At 65.6% G+C, this 22,056-nt stretch carries 27 protein-coding genes and 1 tRNA gene; 11 read left to right on the top strand and 17 right to left on the bottom strand.

All coding sequences use genetic code 11. The features are described 5' to 3' along the window. A partial coding sequence (locus VK533_RS10705; protein WP_324377264.1) for a TrkA C-terminal domain-containing protein occupies nt 1-416 on the top strand: 416 nt, incomplete at its 5' end. Nucleotide 417: 1 nt separating this feature from the next. On the opposite strand, the gene thiE is transcribed toward VK533_RS10705, so the two are convergent. Further along, a complete protein-coding gene (gene thiE / locus VK533_RS10700) occupies nt 418-1,119 on the bottom strand; it encodes a thiamine phosphate synthase (protein ID WP_324377262.1) in 702 nt (233 codons plus the stop codon). Nucleotides 1,120-1,251: 132 nt separating this feature from the next. On the opposite strand from thiE, the gene VK533_RS10695 reads away from it, so the two are divergent. Together VK533_RS10695 and VK533_RS10690 are read left to right on the top strand one after the other, a co-directional pair. Next, on the top strand, nt 1,252-1,725 hold the full coding sequence (locus VK533_RS10695; protein ID WP_324377260.1) for an SRPBCC family protein: 474 nt from the start codon (nt 1,252-1,254) through the stop codon (nt 1,723-1,725). A gap of 1 nt (nt 1,726) precedes the next feature. Further along, complete coding sequence (locus VK533_RS10690) at nt 1,727-2,074, top strand: metalloregulator ArsR/SmtB family transcription factor (RefSeq protein ID WP_324377258.1); 348 nt, start codon at nt 1,727-1,729, stop codon at nt 2,072-2,074. Here VK533_RS10690 and VK533_RS10685 read toward each other — a convergent pair. The 6 genes from VK533_RS10685 to gap all read right to left on the bottom strand — a co-directional run bounded on the left by VK533_RS10685 (nt 2,064) and on the right by gap (nt 7,028). Further along, the gene (locus tag VK533_RS10685) at nt 2,064-2,960 is read right to left on the bottom strand and encodes a fructose bisphosphate aldolase (protein ID WP_324377256.1); all 897 of its coding nucleotides are present in this window, start codon (nt 2,958-2,960) and stop codon (nt 2,064-2,066) included. The two genes, VK533_RS10690 and VK533_RS10685, sit on opposite strands and share 11 nt — an antisense overlap. Before the next feature lie 290 nt (nt 2,961-3,250). Next, nucleotides 3,251-3,763 (bottom strand): hypothetical protein, encoded by a 513-nt coding sequence (locus VK533_RS10680; protein ID WP_324377254.1) that lies wholly within the window; start codon nt 3,761-3,763, stop codon nt 3,251-3,253. 180 nt (nt 3,764-3,943) lie between these two features. Then, entirely contained in the window at nt 3,944-4,276 is a 333-nt protein-coding gene (locus tag VK533_RS10675; RefSeq protein WP_324377252.1) for a PEPxxWA-CTERM sorting domain-containing protein, read from the bottom strand. An 87-nt stretch (nt 4,277-4,363) separates the two neighbouring features. Then, entirely contained in the window at nt 4,364-5,563 is a 1,200-nt protein-coding gene (locus tag VK533_RS10670) for a phosphoglycerate kinase (RefSeq protein WP_324377250.1), read from the bottom strand. Beyond that, the gene (locus VK533_RS10665) at nt 5,560-6,012 is read right to left on the bottom strand and encodes an MOSC domain-containing protein (protein ID WP_324377248.1); all 453 of its coding nucleotides are present in this window, start codon (nt 6,010-6,012) and stop codon (nt 5,560-5,562) included. Before VK533_RS10665 ends, VK533_RS10670 begins: the two co-directional genes overlap by 4 nt. 5 nt (nt 6,013-6,017) lie before the next feature. After that, nucleotides 6,018-7,028, bottom strand: a complete 1,011-nt coding sequence (gap, locus tag VK533_RS10660) for a type I glyceraldehyde-3-phosphate dehydrogenase (protein ID WP_324377246.1) — start codon at nt 7,026-7,028, stop codon at nt 6,018-6,020. A 212-nt stretch (nt 7,029-7,240) separates the two neighbouring features. Here gap and VK533_RS10655 point away from each other — a divergent pair, with 212 nt between their 5' ends. The 5 genes from VK533_RS10655 (at nt 7,241) to VK533_RS10635 (ending at nt 9,775) form a co-directional block, all read left to right on the top strand. Then, on the top strand, nt 7,241-7,450 hold the full coding sequence (locus VK533_RS10655) for a hypothetical protein (protein WP_324377244.1): 210 nt from the start codon (nt 7,241-7,243) through the stop codon (nt 7,448-7,450). After that, a complete protein-coding gene (locus VK533_RS10650; RefSeq protein ID WP_324377242.1) occupies nt 7,450-7,761 on the top strand; it encodes a cell division protein ZapA in 312 nt (103 codons plus the stop codon). The genes VK533_RS10655 and VK533_RS10650 overlap by 1 nt, the downstream gene beginning before the upstream one ends. A gap of 149 nt (nt 7,762-7,910) precedes the next feature. Beyond that, nucleotides 7,911-8,489, top strand: coding sequence for a 5-formyltetrahydrofolate cyclo-ligase (locus tag VK533_RS10645; RefSeq protein WP_324377241.1), 579 nt, complete (start codon nt 7,911-7,913; stop codon nt 8,487-8,489). Continuing rightward, nucleotides 8,486-8,692, top strand: coding sequence for a DUF2842 domain-containing protein (locus VK533_RS10640; RefSeq protein WP_324377239.1), 207 nt, complete (start codon nt 8,486-8,488; stop codon nt 8,690-8,692). The genes VK533_RS10645 and VK533_RS10640 overlap by 4 nt, the downstream gene beginning before the upstream one ends. A gap of 69 nt (nt 8,693-8,761) precedes the next feature. Continuing rightward, the gene (locus tag VK533_RS10635) at nt 8,762-9,775 is read left to right on the top strand and encodes a GGDEF domain-containing protein (RefSeq protein WP_324377237.1); all 1,014 of its coding nucleotides are present in this window, start codon (nt 8,762-8,764) and stop codon (nt 9,773-9,775) included. On the opposite strand, the gene VK533_RS10630 is transcribed toward VK533_RS10635, so the two are convergent. The 3 genes from VK533_RS10630 to VK533_RS10620 all read right to left on the bottom strand — a co-directional run bounded on the left by VK533_RS10630 (nt 9,772) and on the right by VK533_RS10620 (nt 11,970). Beyond that, on the bottom strand, nt 9,772-10,680 hold the full coding sequence (locus VK533_RS10630) for a S1/P1 nuclease (RefSeq protein ID WP_324377235.1): 909 nt from the start codon (nt 10,678-10,680) through the stop codon (nt 9,772-9,774). The genes VK533_RS10635 and VK533_RS10630 overlap by 4 nt on opposite strands. Before the next feature lie 16 nt (nt 10,681-10,696). Further along, nucleotides 10,697-10,773 (bottom strand) — tRNA-Asp (locus VK533_RS10625). Between the two features lie 60 nt (nt 10,774-10,833). Further along, on the bottom strand, nt 10,834-11,970 hold the full coding sequence (locus VK533_RS10620) for an AI-2E family transporter (RefSeq protein ID WP_324377233.1): 1,137 nt from the start codon (nt 11,968-11,970) through the stop codon (nt 10,834-10,836). Between the two features lie 377 nt (nt 11,971-12,347). On the opposite strand from VK533_RS10620, the gene VK533_RS10615 reads away from it, so the two are divergent. Continuing rightward, nucleotides 12,348-12,953 carry a cell wall hydrolase gene (locus VK533_RS10615; protein WP_324377231.1) on the top strand — a complete coding sequence of 202 codons (606 nt, stop codon included), beginning with the start codon at nt 12,348-12,350 and terminating at the stop codon, nt 12,951-12,953. On the opposite strand, the gene VK533_RS10610 is transcribed toward VK533_RS10615, so the two are convergent. The 5 genes from VK533_RS10610 to VK533_RS10590 all read right to left on the bottom strand — a co-directional run bounded on the left by VK533_RS10610 (nt 12,954) and on the right by VK533_RS10590 (nt 17,988). Further along, nucleotides 12,954-13,283 carry a hypothetical protein gene (locus tag VK533_RS10610; RefSeq protein ID WP_324377229.1) on the bottom strand — a complete coding sequence of 110 codons (330 nt, stop codon included), beginning with the start codon at nt 13,281-13,283 and terminating at the stop codon, nt 12,954-12,956. A gap of 10 nt (nt 13,284-13,293) precedes the next feature. Then, complete coding sequence (locus VK533_RS10605; RefSeq protein WP_324377227.1) at nt 13,294-14,709, bottom strand: MBOAT family O-acyltransferase; 1,416 nt, start codon at nt 14,707-14,709, stop codon at nt 13,294-13,296. Nucleotides 14,710-14,738: 29 nt separating this feature from the next. Continuing rightward, nucleotides 14,739-16,073 (bottom strand): GDSL-type esterase/lipase family protein, encoded by a 1,335-nt coding sequence (locus tag VK533_RS10600; RefSeq protein WP_324377225.1) that lies wholly within the window; start codon nt 16,071-16,073, stop codon nt 14,739-14,741. Beyond that, nucleotides 16,070-17,017, bottom strand: coding sequence for a DUF459 domain-containing protein (locus VK533_RS10595; RefSeq protein ID WP_324377222.1), 948 nt, complete (start codon nt 17,015-17,017; stop codon nt 16,070-16,072). Before VK533_RS10595 ends, VK533_RS10600 begins: the two co-directional genes overlap by 4 nt. A gap of 83 nt (nt 17,018-17,100) precedes the next feature. After that, nucleotides 17,101-17,988, bottom strand: coding sequence for a prephenate dehydratase (locus VK533_RS10590; RefSeq protein WP_324377220.1), 888 nt, complete (start codon nt 17,986-17,988; stop codon nt 17,101-17,103). A 130-nt stretch (nt 17,989-18,118) separates the two neighbouring features. Here VK533_RS10590 and VK533_RS10585 point away from each other — a divergent pair, with 130 nt between their 5' ends. Further along, a complete protein-coding gene (locus VK533_RS10585; protein WP_324377218.1) occupies nt 18,119-18,826 on the top strand; it encodes a cytochrome c family protein in 708 nt (235 codons plus the stop codon). Between the two features lie 128 nt (nt 18,827-18,954). Then, nucleotides 18,955-19,635 (top strand): tRNA (guanine(46)-N(7))-methyltransferase TrmB, encoded by a 681-nt coding sequence (trmB, locus tag VK533_RS10580; protein WP_324377216.1) that lies wholly within the window; start codon nt 18,955-18,957, stop codon nt 19,633-19,635. Here trmB and VK533_RS10575 read toward each other — a convergent pair. Together VK533_RS10575 and VK533_RS10570 are read right to left on the bottom strand one after the other, a co-directional pair. Beyond that, nucleotides 19,632-20,825, bottom strand: coding sequence for a threonine synthase (locus tag VK533_RS10575; RefSeq protein ID WP_324377214.1), 1,194 nt, complete (start codon nt 20,823-20,825; stop codon nt 19,632-19,634). The genes trmB and VK533_RS10575 overlap by 4 nt on opposite strands. 1 nt (nt 20,826) lies before the next feature. Further along, nucleotides 20,827-21,939, bottom strand: a complete 1,113-nt coding sequence (locus VK533_RS10570) for an FAD-binding oxidoreductase (RefSeq protein WP_324377212.1) — start codon at nt 21,937-21,939, stop codon at nt 20,827-20,829. Nucleotides 21,940-22,056: the final 117 nt, after the last annotated feature.

Here is a 22,056-nt window from a genome sequence, read left to right as displayed (position 1 = left end):
AGAGCAAATTGCGCCAGGCGGGCGCCAATCAGGTGGTTTTGCCGACGCATATCGGCGCCGAGCGGATCGCGCGGATGGTGCTCTATCCCGAAAGCCAGGCGATCGAGGAGAATGAGGAGCTGAGCCGGATGGCGCGCGACTTCGCGCTGCTCGGGCTGACACTCGAACGGCTGATCGTGACCGAACGCAGCACGATGGACGGATTGAGCGTGGCGCATGGCGAGAAGCGGGGCGGCGGCACCTTCTTCGTCGTCGGCATTTCGCGCGGCCAGCAGGAGGCGATGGTCCGCCCCGCTCCGGACGAGGTGATGAAGGCGGGAGACATGGTGATGGTGGTCACGCGTCCCGGCGCGAACGCCGCCTTATCGCTGTTCAAGATCCGTGAGGCGGTGCGCACCGGGCGCAATACCTTCTGACCTAGGCCGTCTTTCCCAGCACCGCCGCGAACGCCTGCACCGCCGCCGTTTCGCCTTCGCCGGCATTCCAGACCGCATTGCAGACCGCGAGGAAGTCAGCACCGGCTTCGATCAGCGGCGCGGCGTTGGCGGGCGTGATCCCGCCGATCGCGACGCATGGCAGTTCGAACAGGGTCGTCCACCAGCCGAGGATCGAGGGATCCGGATGGTGGCGCACCTCCTTGGTCGTGGTCGGATAGAATGCACCGAATGCGACATAGTCCGCGCCGGCCTCACCCGCATCCATCGCCAGATGGCGGCTGTCATGGCAGGTCACGCCGATCTGCGCGTTCGGCCCGAGCGCGATGCGCGCCTCGCGCGGATCGCCGTCATCCTGCCCCAGATGCACGCCGTCCGCGCCCAGCCGCTTGGCGAGGCCGATACTGTCGTTGATGATGAACGAGACGTCGCGGTCGCCGCAGATGCGCTGCAGCGGCTCGGCGATGCGCGCGATCGCATGATCGTCCATGCCCTTGAGACGAAGCTGGAAGGCCGCGACCGGGCCCGCCTCGATCGCGCGGATCAGCCGATCGCCGAAGCCTGCATCGATCGCGGGCGGCGAGATCAGATAAAGCTGGCAGGCCGGCCGGAACTGGCGATCGAACCGATCGGCAAAGCCCGGATCGAGATCGATCTCGTCGTTGGGAATATCTTCGCCTGGCATCTCTTGCTGCATGAAGCGGCCTTCCCCTTCCTGCCTTTCAGGGTCAAGCGCACAATAGTGAAGTTGATACTTGACTCTTTTTACGGCTGGCCGAATAGTGAAGTATCAACTTCACGCGCAGGAGATTACGCCATGCCCGAGTCGGCCACCGTCCACGGCAATTTCACCGTCGAGCGCAGCTATTCAGCCCCGCCCGCGCGGGTCTTCGCCGCCTTTGCCGATCCCGAGAAGAAGAAGAGCTGGTTCGCATCCAGCGACATGCACGAGATGGAATCGTTCGAGAGCGACTTCCGCGTCGGCGGCGTCGAAACGCTCCATTACCGTTTCGGGCCGGCATCGCCCTTCCCCGGCGCGCAGCTGACCAACGAGGGCCAGTATCACGACATCGTGCCCAACCGGCGCATCGTCACCGCCTCGCATATGGCGATCGAGGGCCGGATCTTCTCGGCTGCTCTGGTGACGATCGAGCTTTTCCCGACTGACACTGGCACCGACGTCGCCTGCACCTTCCAGGGCGCCTTCTTCGAGGGCGCGGACGGGCCCGACATGCGCAAGGGCGGTTGGGAAAGGCTGCTCGACCGGCTCGGCGAAAGCCTGGCCGCCTGACATGGCGCGCCCCGAACGCGATCCGGATATCGAACCGATCGACCGCCTGCTCCATGCGCTCGGCGAGCCCACCCGCCGCCGCATGGTCGAGGCGCTGAGCGAACGGCCTTATTCACTGTCCGCGCTGGCCGAACCGTTCGGCATCACGCTGACCGCCGTCGCCCAGCACCTGCGCATCCTGGAAGAGGCCGGACTCGTCCGCACCGAGAAACTCGGCCGCGTGCGCAGCTGCCAGATCGAGCACGGGGCCTTCGCCCTGCTGCGGCGATGGCTCGACGACCGCCGCTCCCTGTGGGAACGGCGTCTCGACGGCCTTGGCGGGCTGCTCGACGACGAGCTCAAGCCTTGACGGTCGAGGCCTCGTAGATCTGGTCGATCGCGGTGCCGAGCGCGGCGTCGAACTCCGCCTCGCTCATGTCATGATTGAGGTCCTCGACCAGCGCGCGCGAAAAACTGGCGATCATGCCATGGTTTTCCGCGAGCCGCCGGCAGGCTTCGTCACGCGAGAATCCGCCCGACAGCGCGACCACGCGCACCACACGCGGATGCGTGATCAGCGGCGCGTAGAGATCCGGCGTCACCGGAATCGAGAGCTTGATCATGACGTTGCGATGATCGGGCAGCGCATCGAGGCGCTCCGCCAGCGCATCGCGCAACAATTCCTCCGCCGCCGCGCGCTCCGGGCTCTTGATCAAGGCTTCGGGCTCGAGGATCGGCACGAGGCCATGCGCCGCGATCTGTTCGGCCAGTTCGAATTGCTGGTCCGCGATCGCAGCGATCCCGCTCTTCGACGCGAGGTTCACGACCGATCGCATCTTGGTGCCGAACACGCCGAGCCCGGCCGCGCGATCGAGCAAAACATCGAGCCCGGGAATCGGCTTCATCAGCTGCACGCCGTCTTTCTCGTCCTCCAGGCCCTTGTCGACCTTGAGGAAAGGCACGACGCCCCTTTCCTTCCACAGGTAGGACGGCACCGGCTGGCCATGCGCCAGACCGTCCATCGTGCGTTCGAACAGGATCGCGGCAAGCACCTTGGCGCCGTTGAACGAGGGCGCGGTGACGATGCGCACGCGCATCTCGTGCACCAGTTCGAACATTTCGGCATCGCCATGATAGGCGCTTTCGGGAATGCCATAGGCTTCGAGCGCCTTGGGCGTGGACCCGCCGCTCTGGTCGAGCGCGGCGATAAAGCCGGGCTTGGCGCGCATCTGCGCCATCATCTGGGAATCGTGCATCACGCCTCCTAGACCTTGATCGATCCAGGCTGAATCAGCCTGGATCGTGAATCAAGGTCTTAAACATTGAATAGAGCCTGATTCACGTCATCGGCGGAAGCACGCAGCGCTTCCACCAAAAACGATCAGGCTCCAAGCCAGGCTGAGCCGCCCGGCAGCCGGGATCACTTAGTGTCAGGGGCGGAGCCCGACAATGCGCCGAGGCCCATTAAAAGATCAGCACCGAATATTAGAAAAAGCGAGGCCGGCGTCCCGCGACGCCGGCCCCTCCTCAGGCTTCCTCCGGGAGATCAGGCGTAATGCGGGCCGTGGCGCGGGCGGCGCATGCTGGCGCCGAGCAGGCCGAAGCCTAGCACCATCGCCCCCCATATCGCGGGTTCGGGCACCGCGGACGCCAGCGACCAGCTGCTGAAGAGCCCAAAATCGGACGCGCACGTTCCGGTCGTGCCAGTGCACCAGGGCGAGAACGGCCCCGCCGCGAACGAACCGAACGTGTAGCCGCCGCCGTGGAAAGCGACATAAGCCGGCCCGCTGCCGGCGAGGCTGCCGGTCAGGTCGTCGACGCTGGTGAGCGTGTAAGACAGGATGTCCGACGCGTAGGTGAAGCTGACGAAATTGTCCGTCGTCAGCGTGTCGCCCAGCGTATAGTCCTTCAGCACCAACGTGCCCTCGCCGGTACCCGTGCAATCGATACACAGGCCCGAGAAACTGAAGTCGACGGCAGCCGCAGGGGCCGCCCATGAGGCAAAGCCGATCAAGGCTGCCAGCGCGGTCAGGAACCGCATCATCCGCTTATGCAACATCGCGTTCACCCTTTTACCGAGTTCCCCCCCGGTAAAGTCCCGCTCTTTCCGTTGCTGCAGTGCGGAATACAGGCTTTGGAATTGGGTGGCGATTGCGGATTGTAAAATGACTCTTACGTCGGTTGCAACGCAACAAAAAGGCGCAGGCAATCGCCTGCGCCATACCGTTCTTGCCGAGAGTTAGAGCGCGTGCTGCGGGGGCAACGGATGCGGCGTCGAGCGGCGCGTAACCATGCCGAGCACACCGAAGCCGAACAGCATCATCAGCCATGCCGCGGGTTCGGGCACCGCCACCAGCGCATCGCTGCCGGGCTGCTCCCCCTCGCCATGCGGTTTGACGAGATCGTTCAGGTTGGTGTTATCAATCGCGTGCGAGGTGCCGAACACGGTCATGCTGCTGCCGCCGGAAAAGGTCACCGGCCCCTTGGCGGAGAAATCCTTGGTGGCGCAGGCAGGTGCGGCGACGATGCACGCTGCCGCCAATATGCCGAGGAACTGTCCGAGCCGAACCATAACGCTTCTCCACCCTTGCTGCACCGCACATAGTGCACGTGCAGTTAACCCGTGTGAAGTGAATTTATTGCATCGCACAATATATGGTTAAGGCGCGGTCAGCGCCGCCACGCCCGGCAATTCCTTGCCCTCCATCCATTCGAGGAACGCGCCGCCGGCGGTCGAGACGAAGGTGAAGCGATCGGCGACACCGGCCTGATTGAGCGCCGCGACCGTATCGCCCCCGCCCGCGACCGAGATCAGGCTGCCCGACTGGGTCAGCGCCGCCGCGGTCTGCGCGAGCGCGACGGTCGCGGCGTCGAACGGCGGAATTTCGAACGCGCCGAGCGGGCCGTTCCAGACCAAAGTGCGGCAGGTCTTGAGCACATCGCCCAGCGCTTCGACCGCGGCCGGCCCGACGTCGAGGATCATCTCATCCGCCGCCACGTCGTGCACGTTGACGGTGCGGATCGGCGGATTGGCGCGGAACTCCTTCGCCACCACGACATCGTACGGCAGGTGGACCGTGCAATCCGCCTTGTCGGCCGCGTCGAGGATTTCGAGCACGGTGTCCTTGAGGTCATGCTCGCACAAAGATTTGCCGACATCGACGCCGCGCGCGGCGAGGAACGTGTTGGCCATACCGCCGCCGATGATGAGGTGGTCGACCTTGGCGACCAGATGCTTGAGCACGTCGAGCTTGGTCGAAACCTTGGCGCCGCCGACCACCGCCGCCACCGGATGCTCCGGATTTCCCAGCGCTTTTTCGAGCGCGTCGAGTTCGGCCTGCATCGAACGGCCGGCAAAGGCCGGCAGGATATGGGCCAGGCCCTCGGTCGAGGCATGCGCGCGATGCGCGGCCGAGAAGGCGTCGTTGACGAAGAGATCGCCAAGCCTGGCCATTGCCTGAGCAAGCGCGGGATCGTTCTTTTCCTCGCCCTTGTGGAAGCGCGTGTTCTCCAGCACAGCGATATCGCCCGGCTGCAGATCGGCGACCGCCGCCTCGGCTTCGGGGCCCGCGCAATCGTCGATGAAACGCACCTCGCGGCCCAGCACTTCGCTGAGCGGCTTGGTCACCAGAGCCAGGCTCATGGAGGGATCCCGCTCGCCCTTGGGGCGGCCGAAATGGGCGAGCACCAGCACGATCGCGCCCTTGTCGGCGAGTTCGGCGATGGTCGGCGCGGCGGCGCGCAGGCGGGTGTCGTCGGTGACGCGCGCGCCATCCATCGGCACGTTCAGATCCTCGCGGACCAGCACGCGCTTGCCGCGAACATCGCCCAAATCGTCCAGCGTCTTGAAGCTGCTCACCGCTCGATCCTCACTTGTTCGCCGACCCGGATCGGGCCGCTTTCGATCACCTTCGTCGTCACGCCGCCCCGCCAGAACGGCAACAGGGCCGCCTTCAATCCCGGCGCGATTTCCTCCATGCGAGTGCAAGGATCACACTCGCCGGTCACTTCCAGCACCAAACCCGAATCGAAGATGATTCGCGCGCCGGTCATTTCTTCCAGCGCCAGCCCCTCGACCAGCAGGTTCACCCGCCGCTGCTCCCACGGCACGCTCGCGCCGAGATCGTGCAGCGTGTCACGCCAGCCTTCCGCCGCCATTACCGTTACCTGGCGCTTGTTACGACCCGGCTTGAGGCTGCCGCGAAAATCGCCGCGCACGCCCTCGGCCACGCTGACGTCGACATGGTCGACTGTCTCCATCGGCCCGCGCGGACGCGCATGGCGGGCGATGCCGAGGAGACGGCCCACTCGACTTAGAGCAGCTTGCCCATCGCACCGGCGGTATCGACCATCCGGCTCGAGAAGCCCCATTCATTGTCGTACCAGCTCAGCACGCGGACCAGTTTGCCGTCGAGCACCGAAGTTTCGAGGCTGTCGACCGACGACGAATGCTGGTCCCCGTTGAAGTCGATCGAGACGAGCGGCTCGGTGACATATTGCAATATGCCCTTGAGCGGCCCGCTTACCGACGCGGCCTTGAGTGCGGCGTTCACTTCCTCGACGGTCGTGTCGCGCTTCGGATTAAAAGTGAGATCGACCACCGAGACGTTCGGGGTCGGCACGCGGATCGCCGATCCGTCGAGCTTGCCCTTCAACTCGGGCAGGACTTCCGCCACGGCGCGTGCAGCACCCGTGGTGGTCGGGATCATCGACATGGCGGCGGCACGCGCGCGGCGCTTGTCGGGATGAATCTGATCGAGGATCTTCTGATCGTTGGTGTAGCTGTGGATCGTGGTCATCAGGCCACGCTCGATGCCGACCGTGTCGTTCAGCACCTTCGCGATCGGCGCGAGGCAGTTGGTCGTGCACGAGGCATTGGAGACGAGCACATGCTCGGGCTTCAACTTGTCGTGGTTGACGCCATAGACGACGGTCAGGTCAACGCCCTTGGCCGGCGCCGAGATAAGCACCTTTTTGGCACCCGCTTCCAGATGCTTGCCCGCCGTCTCGCGGGTAGTGAAGAAGCCGGTGCATTCCAGCGCGATGTCGATCTTGTCCTCGGCATGCGGCAGCTTGGCCGGATCGCGCTCTGCGGTGACCTTGATGCGCTTGCCGTCGATGATCAGATCGTTGCCGTCGGCATGGACGTCGCCGTGCCACGTGCCGTGCACGCTGTCGCGCTTGAACAGCAGGGCATTGGACGGCGCATCGCCAAGATCGTTGATCGCCACCAGCTCCAGTCCGCAATCGGGGCGCGAGAGGATCGCGCGGGCGACCAGCCGGCCAATGCGTCCGAAGCCGTTGATCGCAACCCGTACCGCCATGTCGTAAGCTCCTTCAGAAAATGTGCTGGGCGAAGCGCGCTCCCTTTGTCGGGTGCGGCCCCCAGCGTCAACCGCGCCGCCCCGCGCCACGCCTGCATTAAATCTAGGGCCGCCCCAAGCCTGCCCCACTCCGGCAACGTCCGGCACACCGTGGCGTGCATGCGATCAGAGCCGTTGCCAGTTATGGGTCTGCAACGTAATGCCTCATTCTTATGTCGGAAGAGGCCATCAACTCTGCAACTGCCCGGCTCGAGCGTGCGCTTAATCGGATCGAGCGCGCGGTCGGCTCGCGCGAATCCACGGGCAACGGCGTGGCCGAGGCTTATGCCCTGCTTGAGGAGCGGCACGATACGCTGCGCGCCCGCATCCAGGAAACGATCGGCCGGCTCGACGTGCTGATCGGGCATGAGGGGCCCCGCTGATGGCGCAGGTCAAGCTCATCGTCGGCGGCCGCACCTATGATCTCGCCTGCCGCGACGGCGAAGAGCCCCGGCTGGAGATGCTCGCGCAGATGCTCGACTCCAAGGCGCGCGATGCGGGGCAACTGGTCGGCAGCGCGAACGAAACGCGCCAATTGCTGCTCGCGGGCCTGCTGCTGGCGGACGAATTGAGCGATCTGCGCTCCGGCGCGCCCGATCCCGGCAAGGCGGCTTTGGCGCGGACGCTCGATCAATTGGCCGAACGGGTCGAATCGCTTGCCGAACGCCTTGAGCAAGGGGCCCCGACTCCCTAGATAGGGAGATGGTGGGACTGCCCGGTACGATCCACGAACATCCCTGAGGCGATTATCATCCATAGGGAGCTGTCCCTGTTAGGGCCCTGGCCCGAAGCACATGGTTCCCACCTGACGTTTTGGCGTCAGTGGATTTCAGGAAAACGGCCATGGCGGTCCCACCACCCCTCCCCGATCCCGCGAAGGCCGCTTTGCGTGCCGATCTGCGCGCGCGCCGCGCGGCGCATGTCGTTGCCTTGGGAGAAGGCGCACGCGCTGCCGCACAAGCGGCCGCGGACCATGTACTGCCTCATATCCCCGCCGGCGCGACCGTCTCGCTCTATCTGGCGCTGCAGGACGAGCTCGATCCCGACGCGCTGATAACCGCGCTGCACGCACGCGGCCACGCGCTGGCGTTACCGACTTTGCTCGACCGCACGACGATGCGCTTCCTCGCCTGGCGGCCGGGCGACCCGCTCGAACGCGGGCCGATGAAGCTGCGCCAGCCGCTGCCCACGTCACCCGAACGCGCGCCCGATTTGATCGTCACGCCCTTGCTCGGCTTCGATTCGCTGGGCGGGCGCATCGGCTTTGGCGCGGGCCATTATGACCGCGCCTTCCAGCGCTATGCCGGCGCGCACCGGATCGGCTTCGCCTGGGCGATGCAGGAGGTGGACAAGGTCCCGCACGATCCGTGGGACGTGCGGCTTCACGCGGTCGTCACCGAAAAGGGGTTCTTGCCTGTATGAAACCGACCTGGCGCAAGCCTGCGGGCATGGGGTTGATCCTGCTCCTGATCCTGTTCTGGGCGGGGTTGGTCGGCAGCCAGGCCGCCTTGATCGCCCGCCTGCCCTGGCCGTTGCAGGCGATCGTCTATTGCGTCGCCGGGATCATCTGGATCGCACCGCTCAAGCCGCTGCTTTTCTGGATGGAGCATGGCCGCTGGAGATGATGAACGGGAGCGAAACAATATTTCCCCTGTTGGGTGTTTCATTAACAACTGACGGCTAATACGCCTCCCATGAGCGAGGTGGCCTGCGAAGATCCTTGGCGGCGTCTTTACGACGGCATCGCCCGCGTTTTGCTCGACAACCGTCTCGAGCCGACACCAACCAACTATGCACTCGCGCATCGATACCTGACCGCGCAGGACCGCGCGTTCAACGGATCGGTCGAACGCGCGATCCAGGATGGTGGCCTGTCCGCCGCCTCCGCCGCCGCGATGATCGCCGAACGATCCGTCGAACTTTCCGCTGCCGATCTGCAGGTGATGGTCGCCGATGCGCAGGCCCGGCTGATCGAAGTCGCCGAGATCGTCTCGGTCTCACGCGAAGTCGCCGCCGATTATGGCGAGGCGCTCGCCACCAACGCCGCCGAACTGGAGGCTGGCGCCTCGCCCGTCACCGTGGTCGGCACATTGATGGGCCTGACCGGCTCGATGATCGAACGCACGCGTGGCGTCGAAGAGCAATTGCGCATCGCGTGCGAAGAGATTCGCCAGTTGCGCGACAGCCTCGCCGAAGCGCAGGAAGCCGCCAATCAGGATCCGCTGACCGGCCTGCCCAACCGCCGCGCGCTCGACACCCGCCTGGCCGCGGCGACCGAAAATGCGAGAGAGAGTGGCCGCCCGTTTGCGATCGCGATCTGCGACATCGATCATTTCAAGGCCTTCAACGACCGCTTCGGCCATCAGATCGGCGACGAAGTGATCAAGTTCGTCGCCACCAGCCTCGCCAAGGACGGCGGCGAGCGCCTGTTCGCCGCGCGATACGGCGGCGAAGAGTTCGTGGTCCTGTTCGAAGGCGTGAACGCCAAGCAGGCCGGCGTTGAGATCGACCGCATCCGTGCCGCGATCGGCGCGCGCGATCTCAAGATCAACGCCACCGGCCAGACGCTCGGCCGCCTGACCTTCTCTGCGGGCGTGTCCGAGCTGGGTGTGGACGATGACGGCTCGTCTGCCATGCTCAAGCGCGCCGACGTCTCGCTCTACGAAGCCAAGAACAAGGGTCGCAATCAGGTGGTCGTCGCCGCCTAACCGGCCGGGAACAAGGCAGCGAGCAGATCGGCAAGCCGCCTCCCCGCCTGCCCCAGCCTCCGTTCCGACACCGCGCGTGCATCCGCGACATAATCCGGCGACAGCAAAGGCGCGCCTTCCGGCCGATGTGATTCGTTAAGCGCCGCGCCCCGGTACGCAACGGCCGCGGCGAGTTGCTCGCTTTCCCGCACCCAGCCCCGATAATCCGCTTTGAAATGGCCTGTACTGGCGGGGTCAGGCGGCAAATCGCGCTCGATTGTCGGCGCCAGGGCCTCTGCGCCGGCCAGTTCATCGCCAGGGCGATCGGCCGCCGTGTCCCAGAAATGATGCAGTTTCTCCGGCGCGGCGTCCGGCGCACGGCGCACCCAGCCGAGCGTTCCCGCAAGGTCGGTCAAAGGGAAACGGCCATTCATCAGATGCCCCGCATGGAGCGGCTGGTGCATGTCGCCGACCACGTGGAGCAGCCAGCAGAGCGCGATTGCGCGCCGGCCGGGATCCGCGTTGGCGTCGCGCAGCAGCTTCATGCTGTGCAGGACGGCATGATCCGCCTCGCCCAGGCGCGGTCCGCGAAACGCGGTCCAGCCGGTGACGACGCGCAATTCGTGATGCCAGTGCGTATGATTGTAGCGTGTCGCCCTGACATCGTCGGGCCAGCGCGCGATCAGCGCGAACAATCGCCGCTGGCGCGCTGCGCCTTCCAGTCCGGCCAGTGCCTTGTCGAAACGCGCGCGATCGGGATGGTTCACCATGAGGGCTTCGATCGCTGCGATTGCCGCCGGATCGTGCGCCGCGAGCAGATCGTAAGCGATCAGACCCGTCGCCATATGGCCCTGGTTGCTCCAGGCGCGGGCGGGGGTTGCGGCGATCAGGATATAGGCGGCAAGACACCATGCGATCCGGGACATTCGATATCCTGGAAGGTGGCGCGAGTGACGGGGCTCGAACCCGCGACCTCCGGCGTGACAGGCCGGCGCTCTAACCAACTGAGCTACACCCGCGTAGGTAGTCCCTTGCGGAGACGCGCCGACTAGAGAGGGTCGTGTGGGCTGTCAACCGCCCTACTGGGGTTCTGGCGGCAAAGTTCTGGATGCCTCCGGAACCGGGCTGGTGAGCGTGCCTTCCTCGAACAGGAAGCCGGCAATGTCGGGTTTGCCGGCGGCGTCGAGCACGGTCTTCATGATGATCAGGATCGGCACGGCCAGCAGCGCGCCGACCGGCCCCCACACCCACCCCCAGAAGCTCAGCGAAACGAGGATCAGCAACGGGTTGATCGTCAGCCGCCGCCCGACCAGCGCCGGCGTGATCAGGTTCGATTCGATCAGGTGGCAGCAGACGAAGGTCGCGACCGGCAGGATCGAATACCAGGCGTCGCGGAACACCATCAGGCCGCCCAGGGCGAGCAGCAGCGACGCCATGATCGGGCCGAGATAGGGCATGTAGTTGAACAGCGCGACGATGCCGCCCCACATCAGGGGATCCGGCAGGCCGATCAGCCAGAAAGCGCCCGCGACGAGCAGGCCGAGGCTGATATTGATCACCGTGATCGTCGACAGATAGGCCGAGGTCGCGTCGACCATCTCCTGGATCACGCGCGCGGTGGTCAGCGCGCTGGTGAAGCTGCCGCGACTGGTGATCGTCTGGCGGCGCATGCGCGTCCAGCCCGACAGGAAGAAATAGACGACCAGCACCGCGAAAAACATCTGCAGGATCGCGACCGGCGCCGAGCTCGCGACCACGTCCAGGAGTGAGGTCGGCTTGCCGAGCGAGACGATCATCTGCTTGCTTCCCTTCCCCATGAAGGTCGCCTGCGTGTTGCTGACGAAGCGGTCGAGGCTGGTATAGACTTCCAGCAGCGGGCGCAGATTGTGGCGGATGCGGACGACGCGTTCGGGCAGCAGGGCGAACCAGCCCGATGCCGGGACGATGATCGCCGCCACCGCCGCATTGGCGACGCCCAGGAAGATCAGGATCGACAGGAACGCGGCCAGCGGCGACGGCACGCGGCGGCGTTCGAACCACTCGAGCATCGGCACGAGCGCGATCGCGATGACGAGCGCGGCGGTGACGGGCAGGAAGAAGGCGGCGCCCGCCTGCAGGGCGAAGGGAAGCGCAATCGCGATGCCGAGACCTGCAAACAAGGCGATCGCGGCCAGCAGCCGGTCGCGGCGCAACGCTTCCGCCGCCCGGCCGGACATCAGCCCCTGCAAAAAGGAAGTGCTCGGACGCTCGTCCACTCTTGCCCTCCCGCCGAATCACACCCGTGATCCGCACCCTCCATGTCATGCCCGAAACCGGGCATGAACGGGAGAGAATCGCCGTGTCAAAATCGAATTTGTGGTTAACCGATGCGTCGCGAACACGGCACTTTTCCGGAAATATCCTCGGACCGTCCTGCCGACGAAACGATTCATCGTGGTTTCATTGACGCAGCGCGGCAAAGTCCCGACATCTGCCCCAGCATTGGTCGCCAAGGGCACGCGTTCCCTAGTCCTGCCGACAAGACGTTAAACTTCGCAGCCGTCGCATGTACTTAGCGGCGGTGGGCGGTTTTGCGCATTCGTAAGAGTTTTGAATGACTTTCAAGCGTCCCATCACGCTTGCTTCGGGTGCGGTTCTCGCCCTCACCCTTTCCGGTTTCGCGCTGTCCTCGGGTAGCTCGGCGGCCGAGCTCGTCGCCAATACACCGCTTCTCGCTTATGATCTGAGCGCGACCATCCCCTCGTCCACGCCGGCCGCCATGCCTGTCACGGCGCAGCCGGAGGCGGACGATACCGCACCGCAGGCCGCGCCAGTCGCCGTCGCTGCGGTCGATCCCGCCGCCGTCGAATGCATGGCCAAGGTCGTGATGCACGAAGCCAACAACCAGCCGCGCGAGGGTAAGATCGCTGTCGCGCAGACTTTGGTGAACCGCCTCAAGGCCGGCGGCCGCTTCGGTGGCTCGATCTGCGACATCGCCAACCAGAAGGGCCAGTTCTTCCACATCGCCAGCTTCCGTCCGCGTCGCGATACCGACGGCTGGCAGGAAGCGGTCGAGGTCGCGCACCAGGTTCTGGCCGGCCAGGCCGAGCCGGTCGCACCGGGGGCTATGTATTTCCGTGCCTCCTATGCGCCCGCCAACGCCTTCTTCCGCACGCGTCAGCGCGTGACCACGGTCGGCGCGCACGTTTTCTATCGTTAATCAGTCGGAGGGGCCGTCCGCGGCCTCTCCTTCTGACTTCTGCCCAGGGAAGCGCGCCGCTTCGGCGTGCTTCCACCGTTCGTGCATAGCCTTGCGCGGCAAGCCGATTCCCAGCCCTTCGGTAAGGTCGACCCACTGGTCGGCATATTCCGCCGCCTGCGCCTGCAGCGGGCTCGGCGGCTGATCGTCGACCCAGTCGCGCAACGACGCGGCATTGGCGAACAGCAGGAACAGGCTGGCGATCAGGATCACGCCGAACGCCCAGCCGAGGCCGCTCTCCTCGAGCTCGGGCTCGGGCAGGTCGATCGGCGATGGCGTTTCGTGCGGCATGGCTCCCTCCCTAGAACTGATAGTAAATGAAGGGCGCAACCCCTTCGAAACGCATCGTATCCACGATCAGGATCGTGACGCCCGCGAGCAACCCCATCGCCCATACCGGCAACAGGCGCAGGCGCAGCGCCAGCTTTTGCCCCAGGTTCACGGGCACGAAGTGGATCGCCATGCCGAACAGGATCAGTACGCAGGCGAGCGGCGTGAGCACGCTGCTCGTCACCCCGATCGTGGCGATGCCCCTGAAATAGCCGATCGCCGCGTCGAAGCTTTCGGCGCGGAAGAAAATCCACCCGACCACGACGATATGAAAGGTGATCAGGATCGCCAGCACCCGCGGCAACCTCGGCATCCAGCGCGGCCGTAGCCGTTCCCAGATGCGCTCCAGCGCGAGCACGCCGCCATGCAGCCCGCCCCAGATCACAAACGTCCATTTGGCGCCGTGCCAGAGGCCGCCGAGCAGCATCGTCAGCATCAGGTTGAGGCACTGGCGCGCAAAGCCTTTGCGGCTGCCGCCGAGCGCACCGATATAGAGGTAATCGCGCAGCCAGCTCGACAGGCTGATGTGCCAGCGCCGCCAGAAATCCTGCAGCGACACCGCCCGGTAAGGCTGGTTGAAATTGAGCGGGAAGCGATAGCCGAGCAAAGCCGCGATCCCGATCGCCATGTCGCTATAGGCCGAGAAATCGCAATAGATCTGGACCGCATAGCCGTAGGCCGCCGCGATCAGGTCGATCTGCGAATGCGCGACGGGATCGAAGAACACCGGATCGACCAGCCCGGTCGACAGCTCGGATGCGATCACCGCTTTCTTGAACAGCCCCCAGACGATCAGGACGAGGCCCATGCTGACCGTGTCGCGGGTCAGGCGCGGGCTGTCCGCGAACTGGGGCAACAGATCCGATCCGCGCACGATCGGCCCGGCCACCAGATGCGGAAAGAAGGACATGAGCAAAGTCACATCGAGCAACTTCGCGGGCGCCAGCCGCTCGGCATGGACGTCGGCCAAATAGGACATGCCCTGGAAGGTGAAGAAGGAGATGCCGACCGGCAGCACCACCTGCATCAGTGGCAGATCGCGGGCGAAGCCGGCCATCTGCAGCAGATCGCCCAATTGCTCGACGAAGAAGCCGTAATATTTGAAGAAACCAAGGATCAGCAGATTGCCGGCGATGCCCGCGATCATGATCGCGCGCCGCCGCCCGGCGGACGCATCGCGATTATACCAGATCAGTTCGGCAGAGCCCCAGTTGAGCAGGGCCGATCCGATCAGCAGCGCGACAAAGCGCCAATCCCACGCGCCGTAAAAGACCCAGCTCGCCACTAGCAGCAGGATCTTGCGCCATTCGTTCGATCCGTTCGCCGCCCACACGACGGTGAACACGACCAGGAAGAACAGGCCGAAAGTGAGGGTCGGGAAAAGCATAGCCTAGCAGTCGTCCCGGCGCGCCCGGCTCACCGCGCCGCGGCCTTGTCGAGATCGTCCTGCAGCCGCTGCGCGATCTCCTTGCCGCCCGCCGCTGTGTAATGGACATAGTCGCCGCGCATCAGCGGCGGCGTGGCGTGGACCCATATATCGGCGGTGCAACGTCCGCCCATCCGCGCTTCCCAATCCCAGAAGGCGACGTTGAGCTGCGCGGCGACGCGGCGCTGAACGTCGCGCACCGTCCTCAATCCGGCCGGCGGGAATAGCGGCCCCCTGCTGGTGCCGGTTACCACCGGCGCAGGCGAAAGCGCTGGTGGGGGCGCCGGCGCGGGCGCGCTCGGCGCCATGCCGATACTGTTGCGCAATTTATCCATGATCGTCTCGATCACACCGGGTTGATCGACCGGGGCGGCAGCGGCCGGCGTGCCGCAATCGGGCGAGGCTTCGCCCGACGACGCGTTGGCGCGCATTTCCGCCCGGCGGCTGAGCGCATCGGGCGCGCCCAGCACCAGGATCGGGACATTGCCCGCCAACCGGCGGATCCGGCCGATCTGGGTGCGCAAGGTCACCTCATATTCGAAGTCGTTCACCCGCGGCGAGAAGCCCTCATTGGTGCCGAACGCGACCACGATCAGGTCGGGCCGGTAGTTGGTCAGTTCCTCGGTCAGCACCGCATCGTCGGTCCGCGCCCAATGGATCAGCTGCGATCCGACCACGCCCAGATTGGACAGGACCACCCCGCCCGCGTCGCGAAACGTCGCCCACGACGTCAAAGTCGCCGGGCCGCCCGCGACGCTGAGGTCGGCCGTGGTCGCCGGCGATGCCAGCTTCATCGTCCGGCATTCGGGCCGCTCGGTCGGCGAATTGAGGTCGAAGGTCGCGCTTTCGGTGCCGGCGTGCAGCGTCAGGCTCCCCGCGCCCGGCCGCATGATCGCACAGACGGTGAAACGATCGAACGCCTCGTTGGGATCGGCCAGCAACGCCATCGTCGCCCCGTCGGTGAAGCTGGTGAGCGTGAACGCGCTCAATCCCAAAGGCGGCGACGGCATCGACCAGGTCGCGCCGAAATCGCTCGCGATCTTCCAGCCCGGCGACATCGTCACCGTCACGCCGCGGGTGATATAGCCGTCATAGGGCCGCCCCGGTGGCAGTACGCCCCGCCCCGCCGAACCATATTTCTGCTGGAGCAAATCGCGCCACGCGCCGGTGATCGCATCGCCCGCGGTGTGGCTGTCGCCGATCTGCAGGATATGGACCGGCCTTGTGCCGGCATGGGTGAGCTTGGCGAAAAAGGGCCGCAGCGTATCGCCGTTCGACAGGCCGCTGCCTGCCGACAGCGCCAAAGCGGCGGCGAGCGCGATCATGGTGCCTCGCTATCCTTATCCTGCTTGGCGGCGGCAACGCTCGCACGGATGCGTCCGGCCAGTCCTCTCGTGATACGGATATAACCGTTCATCGACATGTGGACGCCGTCGCCCGCGCGGAACAGCTTGGGCATGCCGTCCTTGTCGAGATAATAAGCCTGATATTGCCCCTGCGCGTCGATCGTCATCGGGCGGATATCGATGTAGGGCACGTCGAGCTGCGCCATCAGGCCGCGATAAAATTCATCCATCGCCCGCGCGTCGGAATCGAACGCCGGATCGCGCATCACCGGCAGCCCGACCCAATAGACGGTGGCGCCATGCCGCCGGAGCATCGCGACATAGGCTTCGACCCGCGCGCCGATCACCTGCTGCCAGAATTTGCCCATCAGCGCGCCGCAATGGCCGCCGTCGCACACGCCCTGCGCATCGTTGGCGCCGAACGAGATCACCGCGACGTCGAGCGGCTGGCCGTCGATCTGCTGGTCGTCATGCTGTTCGAGGTCGAGCCGGCGATAGCGGGTGAAGCCGGTCGACTGCTGCGAATATTTATCCACCTGATAGCCCGCCTTGGCCGGCAGCAGCCGATAGAGCGCGCTGTAGACGCCGTCGCCGAAGCTGTCGCCGAACACGCCGACATGCACCTGACTGCCATTCTTCACGGTCTCAGCCATCTGCGACGAAGGCTGATCGACCGCGGGCTTTTCGGGCTCGGTCGGCTCAGCGACCGTTCCCTGGGGGGCGCCCGCATCGGGCGTGGCCGCGCCGGTCGGCGGCGGCGGTGCCACGGCGCGCGGCGCGATCACCGGCGCCGCCTGGGGCGCGAGGCTGACCGCCTCCTTCTTCTCGTTACCGGTGCCGAAGGCGTAGCCGATCGCCACGCCGGCCGCGACGCCAAGGAACAGGACGGCCGTACGGTCGAGGAGAATGCGGAGCCACGTCATGGGATGCAATCGGGATAAAGGCCGCGCCCGGCTTGGCAAGGGCGCTCGCGCGTCAATGCGATGATCCGAATCCTATTCGGCGGTCACCCGCGCGCCCGCGCCTGGGGATAAGTGCCGAGCACGCGCAGCCACTTGGTGTGGAACTTGAGCTCCTCCAGCGCGCGCGCCAGATTCGCATCGTCCGGCCCGCCCTCGACGTCGCAAAAGAATTGGGTCGCCGCGAAGCTCGCCCCGCTCTGATAGCTTTCGAGCTTGGTCATGTTGACGCCGTTGGTCGCGAAACCGCCCAGCGCCTTGTAGAGCGCGGCGGGCACGTTGCGGACCTCGAACACGAAGCTGGTCATGCGCGGCCCCTGGACCAAAGCGTTCGAGGCTTCCGGCGCGAGCGCCACGAAGCGCGTGGTATTGTCGTCGCTGTCCTCGAGCCGGTCGGCGATCAGCTCCAGCCCATAAAGGTCGGCCGCTAGCCGGGGCGCGATCGCGCCGATCGAGGGATCGCCGATCTCCGCCACCATCGCCGCCGCGCCCGCCGTATCGGCATAAGCGACCGGCTTCAGCCCGCGCGCGCGCAGCCAGTGACGGCATTGGCCGAGCGCCTGGGGATGACTCATCGCCTCGCTGATCGTTCCGCCCTTCAGCCCCATCAGCCAGTAGCGGATCGGCATGAAATGCTCGGCGGTGATCGAAAGGCCGGATTCGGGCAGCAGGAAATGAATGTCGGCGACGCGACCGTGCAGGCTGTTCTCGATCGGAATCAGCGCGCGGCCGGCCTTGCCGTCCTTCACCGCGTCGAGCGCATCCTCGAAGCTGAAGCAGGGTAAAGGCAGCGCATCGGGGAAGGCTTCCAGCGCCGCGATATGCGAATTGCAGCCCGGCGCACCCTGGATCGCGACGGCGCGCTCGGGATGTTCGGCGGCAGCCTCGGTCATTGCGGCGACCAGGGCGCGCGCGGGTGCGGGATAGCTCTCCATGATGGCGGCGGCGGATAGAGGGTGTGAGCGCTGCCCGCAACCGCTTGCGGCGCTCGCCAACCGTCTTTAAGGAACCCGCAAATCCCGGGTGTCGGGCGGCATTTTTTCTCACCGAAGGTCAGGCAGGGGCATGAACGATCGCGCGAACACGATTGCGGGCTGGATTTTGTTTGCTGGCATCGCCGGCCTGGGTCTGACGATCGTCACCGGCGAGCACTTCAAGGCCGAGCGCCCTGAAAAGATGGGCTATGAGGTCCAGGGCGTCGAGCAGGAAGCGGGCGCCGCCGCCGTCGTGGAAAAGCCCTTCGCTTTTTATATGAGCCAGGGCGACGCGGCCAAGGGCGAAGACGTCTTCAAGAAGTGCGCCGCCTGCCACAACGCCGACAAGGGCGGCGCGAATGCGCTCGGCCCGAATCTCTACGGCGTGGTCGGCGACGCGGCCGCGACCGGCCGTGGCGGCTTCGCTTTCTCCGATGCGCTCAAGGCCAAGGGCGGCAAGTGGGATTTCGATAGCCTCAATGCCTGGCTGACCAGCCCGAAGGCCTATGCGCCGGGTACCAAGATGACCTTCGCGGGCCTGTCCAACCCGCAGGATCGCGCCAACGTGATCGCCTATCTCAACAAGCAGGGCGATCATCCGTTGCCGCTCCCGGCTGCCCCCGCCGCCGGCCCCGACAGCGCCGCCAAGGCGGGTGCGGAAGCGACCGGCGCCGATGCCGCCAAGGCGAAGAACGTAACCGTGCCGACCGAGGCCGGCGCCGCCAAGCAGCCCAAGGGCAATATTTCGGGCGATGCCGCGCCAGCGGTTTCGGGCACTTCGACCGAAAAGAAGAACTGATACGAAGGGGAGCTTGGCTCCCCTTCCCGTCACCCTGAACTTCTTTCAGGGTCCACCATGCATCCGCACCGTCCGCGCCTGTTGCCCGGTGGATGCTGAAACAAGTTCAGCATGACGGCGCGATGATTATGTCCGATCCCACCACCATCCGCCGCCTCTACGGCCGCCGCACCGGGCACAAGCTGCGCGTCGGTCAGGCCAACCTGGTTGATCGCCTGTTGCCGCAAATTGCGGTGCCGGCTGAAGGGGCGCTCGACGCCCCCATCCTGTTCAGCGACGATCGTCCGCTCGAACTGGAAATCGGCTTCGGCCGGGGCGAGCATCTCGCCGGCCAGGCCGCGATGCGCCCCGATCATGGCTTCATCGGCTGCGAACCTTTCCTCGACGGCGTCGTCGGCTTGCTGATCCATGTCGAGGAGCAGGGTCTCGCCAATATCCGCGTCCATATGAACGACGCGCTCGACGTGATCGAACGGCTGCCCGATGCGAGCCTCGACCGTGCTTACCTGCTCCATCCCGACCCCTGGCCCAAGGCGCGCCACGCCAAGCGCCGCTTCATGAACAAGGGACCGATCGATCTGCTCGCCGCCAAATTGAAGCCGGGCGCCGAATTCCGCTTCGGCACCGATCATCCGATCTATTGCCGCTGGGCGATGATGGTGATGGGCCAAAGCCCGCATTTCGACTGGCTGGCGGAAACACCAAAGGATTTCCTCGTCCGCCCGGACGACTGGCCCGAGACGCGCTACGAGGCCAAGGCCCGCCGGATCGGGCATGAAGTCTGGTATTTCCGCTATCGCCGCCGCTAGGCGGCTGGCGCCCAGTCGCCGTCTGTACGGGCCCATATCTGATCGACCGGCGCGACCGCGGCCGCCTCGCGCACGCTGCCGCTCAGGTTGACCAGGATCGTCTCGCCGGACAATTCGGGACGCTGTGCCGCCAGCTTGACGATGCTCGCCACCGCCGTCCCCGCCGCCGGGCAGATCCTGACCCCTTCATCCTCGAGGACCAGCGTCTGGGCATGCCGGATCTCCGCCTCAGTCACCGCCATCATCGTGCCGCCGCTTTCGATCGTGATGCGACGAATATGCGGATAGGCGCGGGTCGGGTTGCCGCGCAGAATCGCTTCGGCAATTCCGGTGGGATGCGGGACGATATGGTGCGGCTGGATCGTCTCCGCGCCCTCCTCCCAGGCATGGACCATCGGCCGGCAGCTCATCTGCTGCGCGCACAGCAGCCGCGGCGTCCGCGGGCTCAGGCCCAGTGCCACCGCCTCCTTTGCCGCCTTGTAGATACCGTAGACGCCCATCGCGCTTGACGAGGCCTGCACATACCAGTCGATCGGCCCTTCCACCTGTTCAACCGCCTCCAGCCAGGGGAGCTTGAGCCCCTCGCGCCGGCCGAGATTGAAGAAGCCGCCCTCGGCGACGAGTTCATGCTCCTTGGCGTAGGCGGCGCTAAAATCCGCCGCCTCGACGAAGCTGGCGCCGCGCAGGACATGGTGCCGGACCTGCGAAGATGGATCGTAATGGACGCGATCCTGGAAATCCTCGGCGGTGAACAGCTCCATCTTCATCTCGGGGACGTGGCCGATCGCCTGGGCATAGGCGGTCGAGCTGTTGCCCGTCGAAGAGGCGCAGAAATGCCGGACTCCGGCCTCGTACAGGAACGGCAAGGCAATTGCCGCCATCCGATCCTTGGTGGTCCCCGTCGGATTGGCGGTCTCGTTCTTGAGAAACAGCCGGTCGAGGCCGAGCCGCTTGCCGAGGTTGCGGGCGTGAATGGTCGGCGTGCTCGCGCCATCGGGCAGCAACGCGGCGTCGCGCACCGGCAGCAGATCGAAAAAGCGCAGATAGGGGTTTGCACTGTTCCGAAGCTCGACCTGGTCCAACGGATAATAAGCGTCGATCAAACCGCCGCAAAGCGAGCAGGTCGTCGGGAAGGTCTTGTCGGGTTCCGCGCCGCAGGTGGCGCATTTCAAGGTGAATTTGTCGACCACGTCATTCAATCAGGCGAGATGGGGAAAAACGGGCCACTTCCGGCGGATCATTGTCGCTTTCGATCATCCCGACAAGCCGGTTTGCCAGCCAGGCGCTCATCAATATGCCCTTGCCGCCACCACCGTTGATCACCCAGCCATTGGCATAGGCCGGCGTGCGCCCCAGCACGGGCAGGCGATCGGGCGTCATCGGTCGCGCGGCGGAGGATTGCGCCACCACCTGCCACGACCGCCAGCCGGGCATCAGGCTTGCGGCGCCCGCGATCAGTTCCTCGCGGGCAGGTTCATACGCTTCACCGAGCGGCCCGGACGTCCGCTCGGTGCCGCCGACCCAATACAAATCCCCGTCGTGCTGGTAGATCGCGGTCAATCCCCGTCCGATATCGGCGCGGGGCCCGTCGCCAGGCGCCCTGATCAACAGCAGATCGCCGATCAGCGCGCGAACGGGGACCGTCACGCCTGGGGACCAGCCCGCGATCGCTTCGCCGGCCCAGGCGCCAACCGCGACGCACAGCGCGGAGATAGCCATATCATCGGCGCCGCTGCGGACCGAGACGATCCGGTCGCCACGTGTCTCGACCGCGTCAACCTTGCGGTTGACGATGCGCGCGCCCTTGCGCACCGCGCCCGCAATCAGCGCCTGCCGATAGCGCTCCGCGTCGACCCGCGCATTTCCGTGGGTCATCAGGCCGCCAATCCAGCGCGGATCGAGCCGTCCGTCCCAGCGGGCGAGTTCGGCGGCATCCATCCAGCGCGCCGAAAAGCCGTCCAGCGCCTGATAATGGCCAGCCATGCATTGCAGCGCCGTCCCCTCCTCATCGCTTGATGCGAGGAAGAGCCGGTCGACAAGCTTCCAGCCGAAGCCGAGTCCGGAGATTGCCTGAACCTCTTCCTGCTGGTCGGCGTGCAGCCGGTAGGCCTCCGCATAGATCGGCGCCATGAACCCGGGAAAGCCGGGCCCGTGCAGCGGATTGATGCCGCCCGGATTCCAGCCGGTCGCCCGGCCCGGCCGATCATCGTCGAACAGCAACACGTCATGGCCGCGGCTCGCCAGCCGATAAGCGAGGCTGGCGCCGGATATGCCGGCCCCGACGATGGCGATCGGCCCGGCCATCCTAGTCCGGTTGTTCGACCTGGCGAAGAATCTCCCGCCGGTTCACCTTCTGCATGCCCGATGACGGGCGCGGGAATGTGGCGAGGGTGCGAAGTTCGATGCGATTGAAATATTGGC

This window comes from Sphingomonas sp. (assembly GCF_035317925.1).
Taxonomy (GTDB): Bacteria; Pseudomonadota; Alphaproteobacteria; order Sphingomonadales; family Sphingomonadaceae; genus Sphingomonas_I.
Note: the sequence above shows the minus strand (reverse complement) of the source record. Positions and strands in the feature narration are given on the sequence as shown.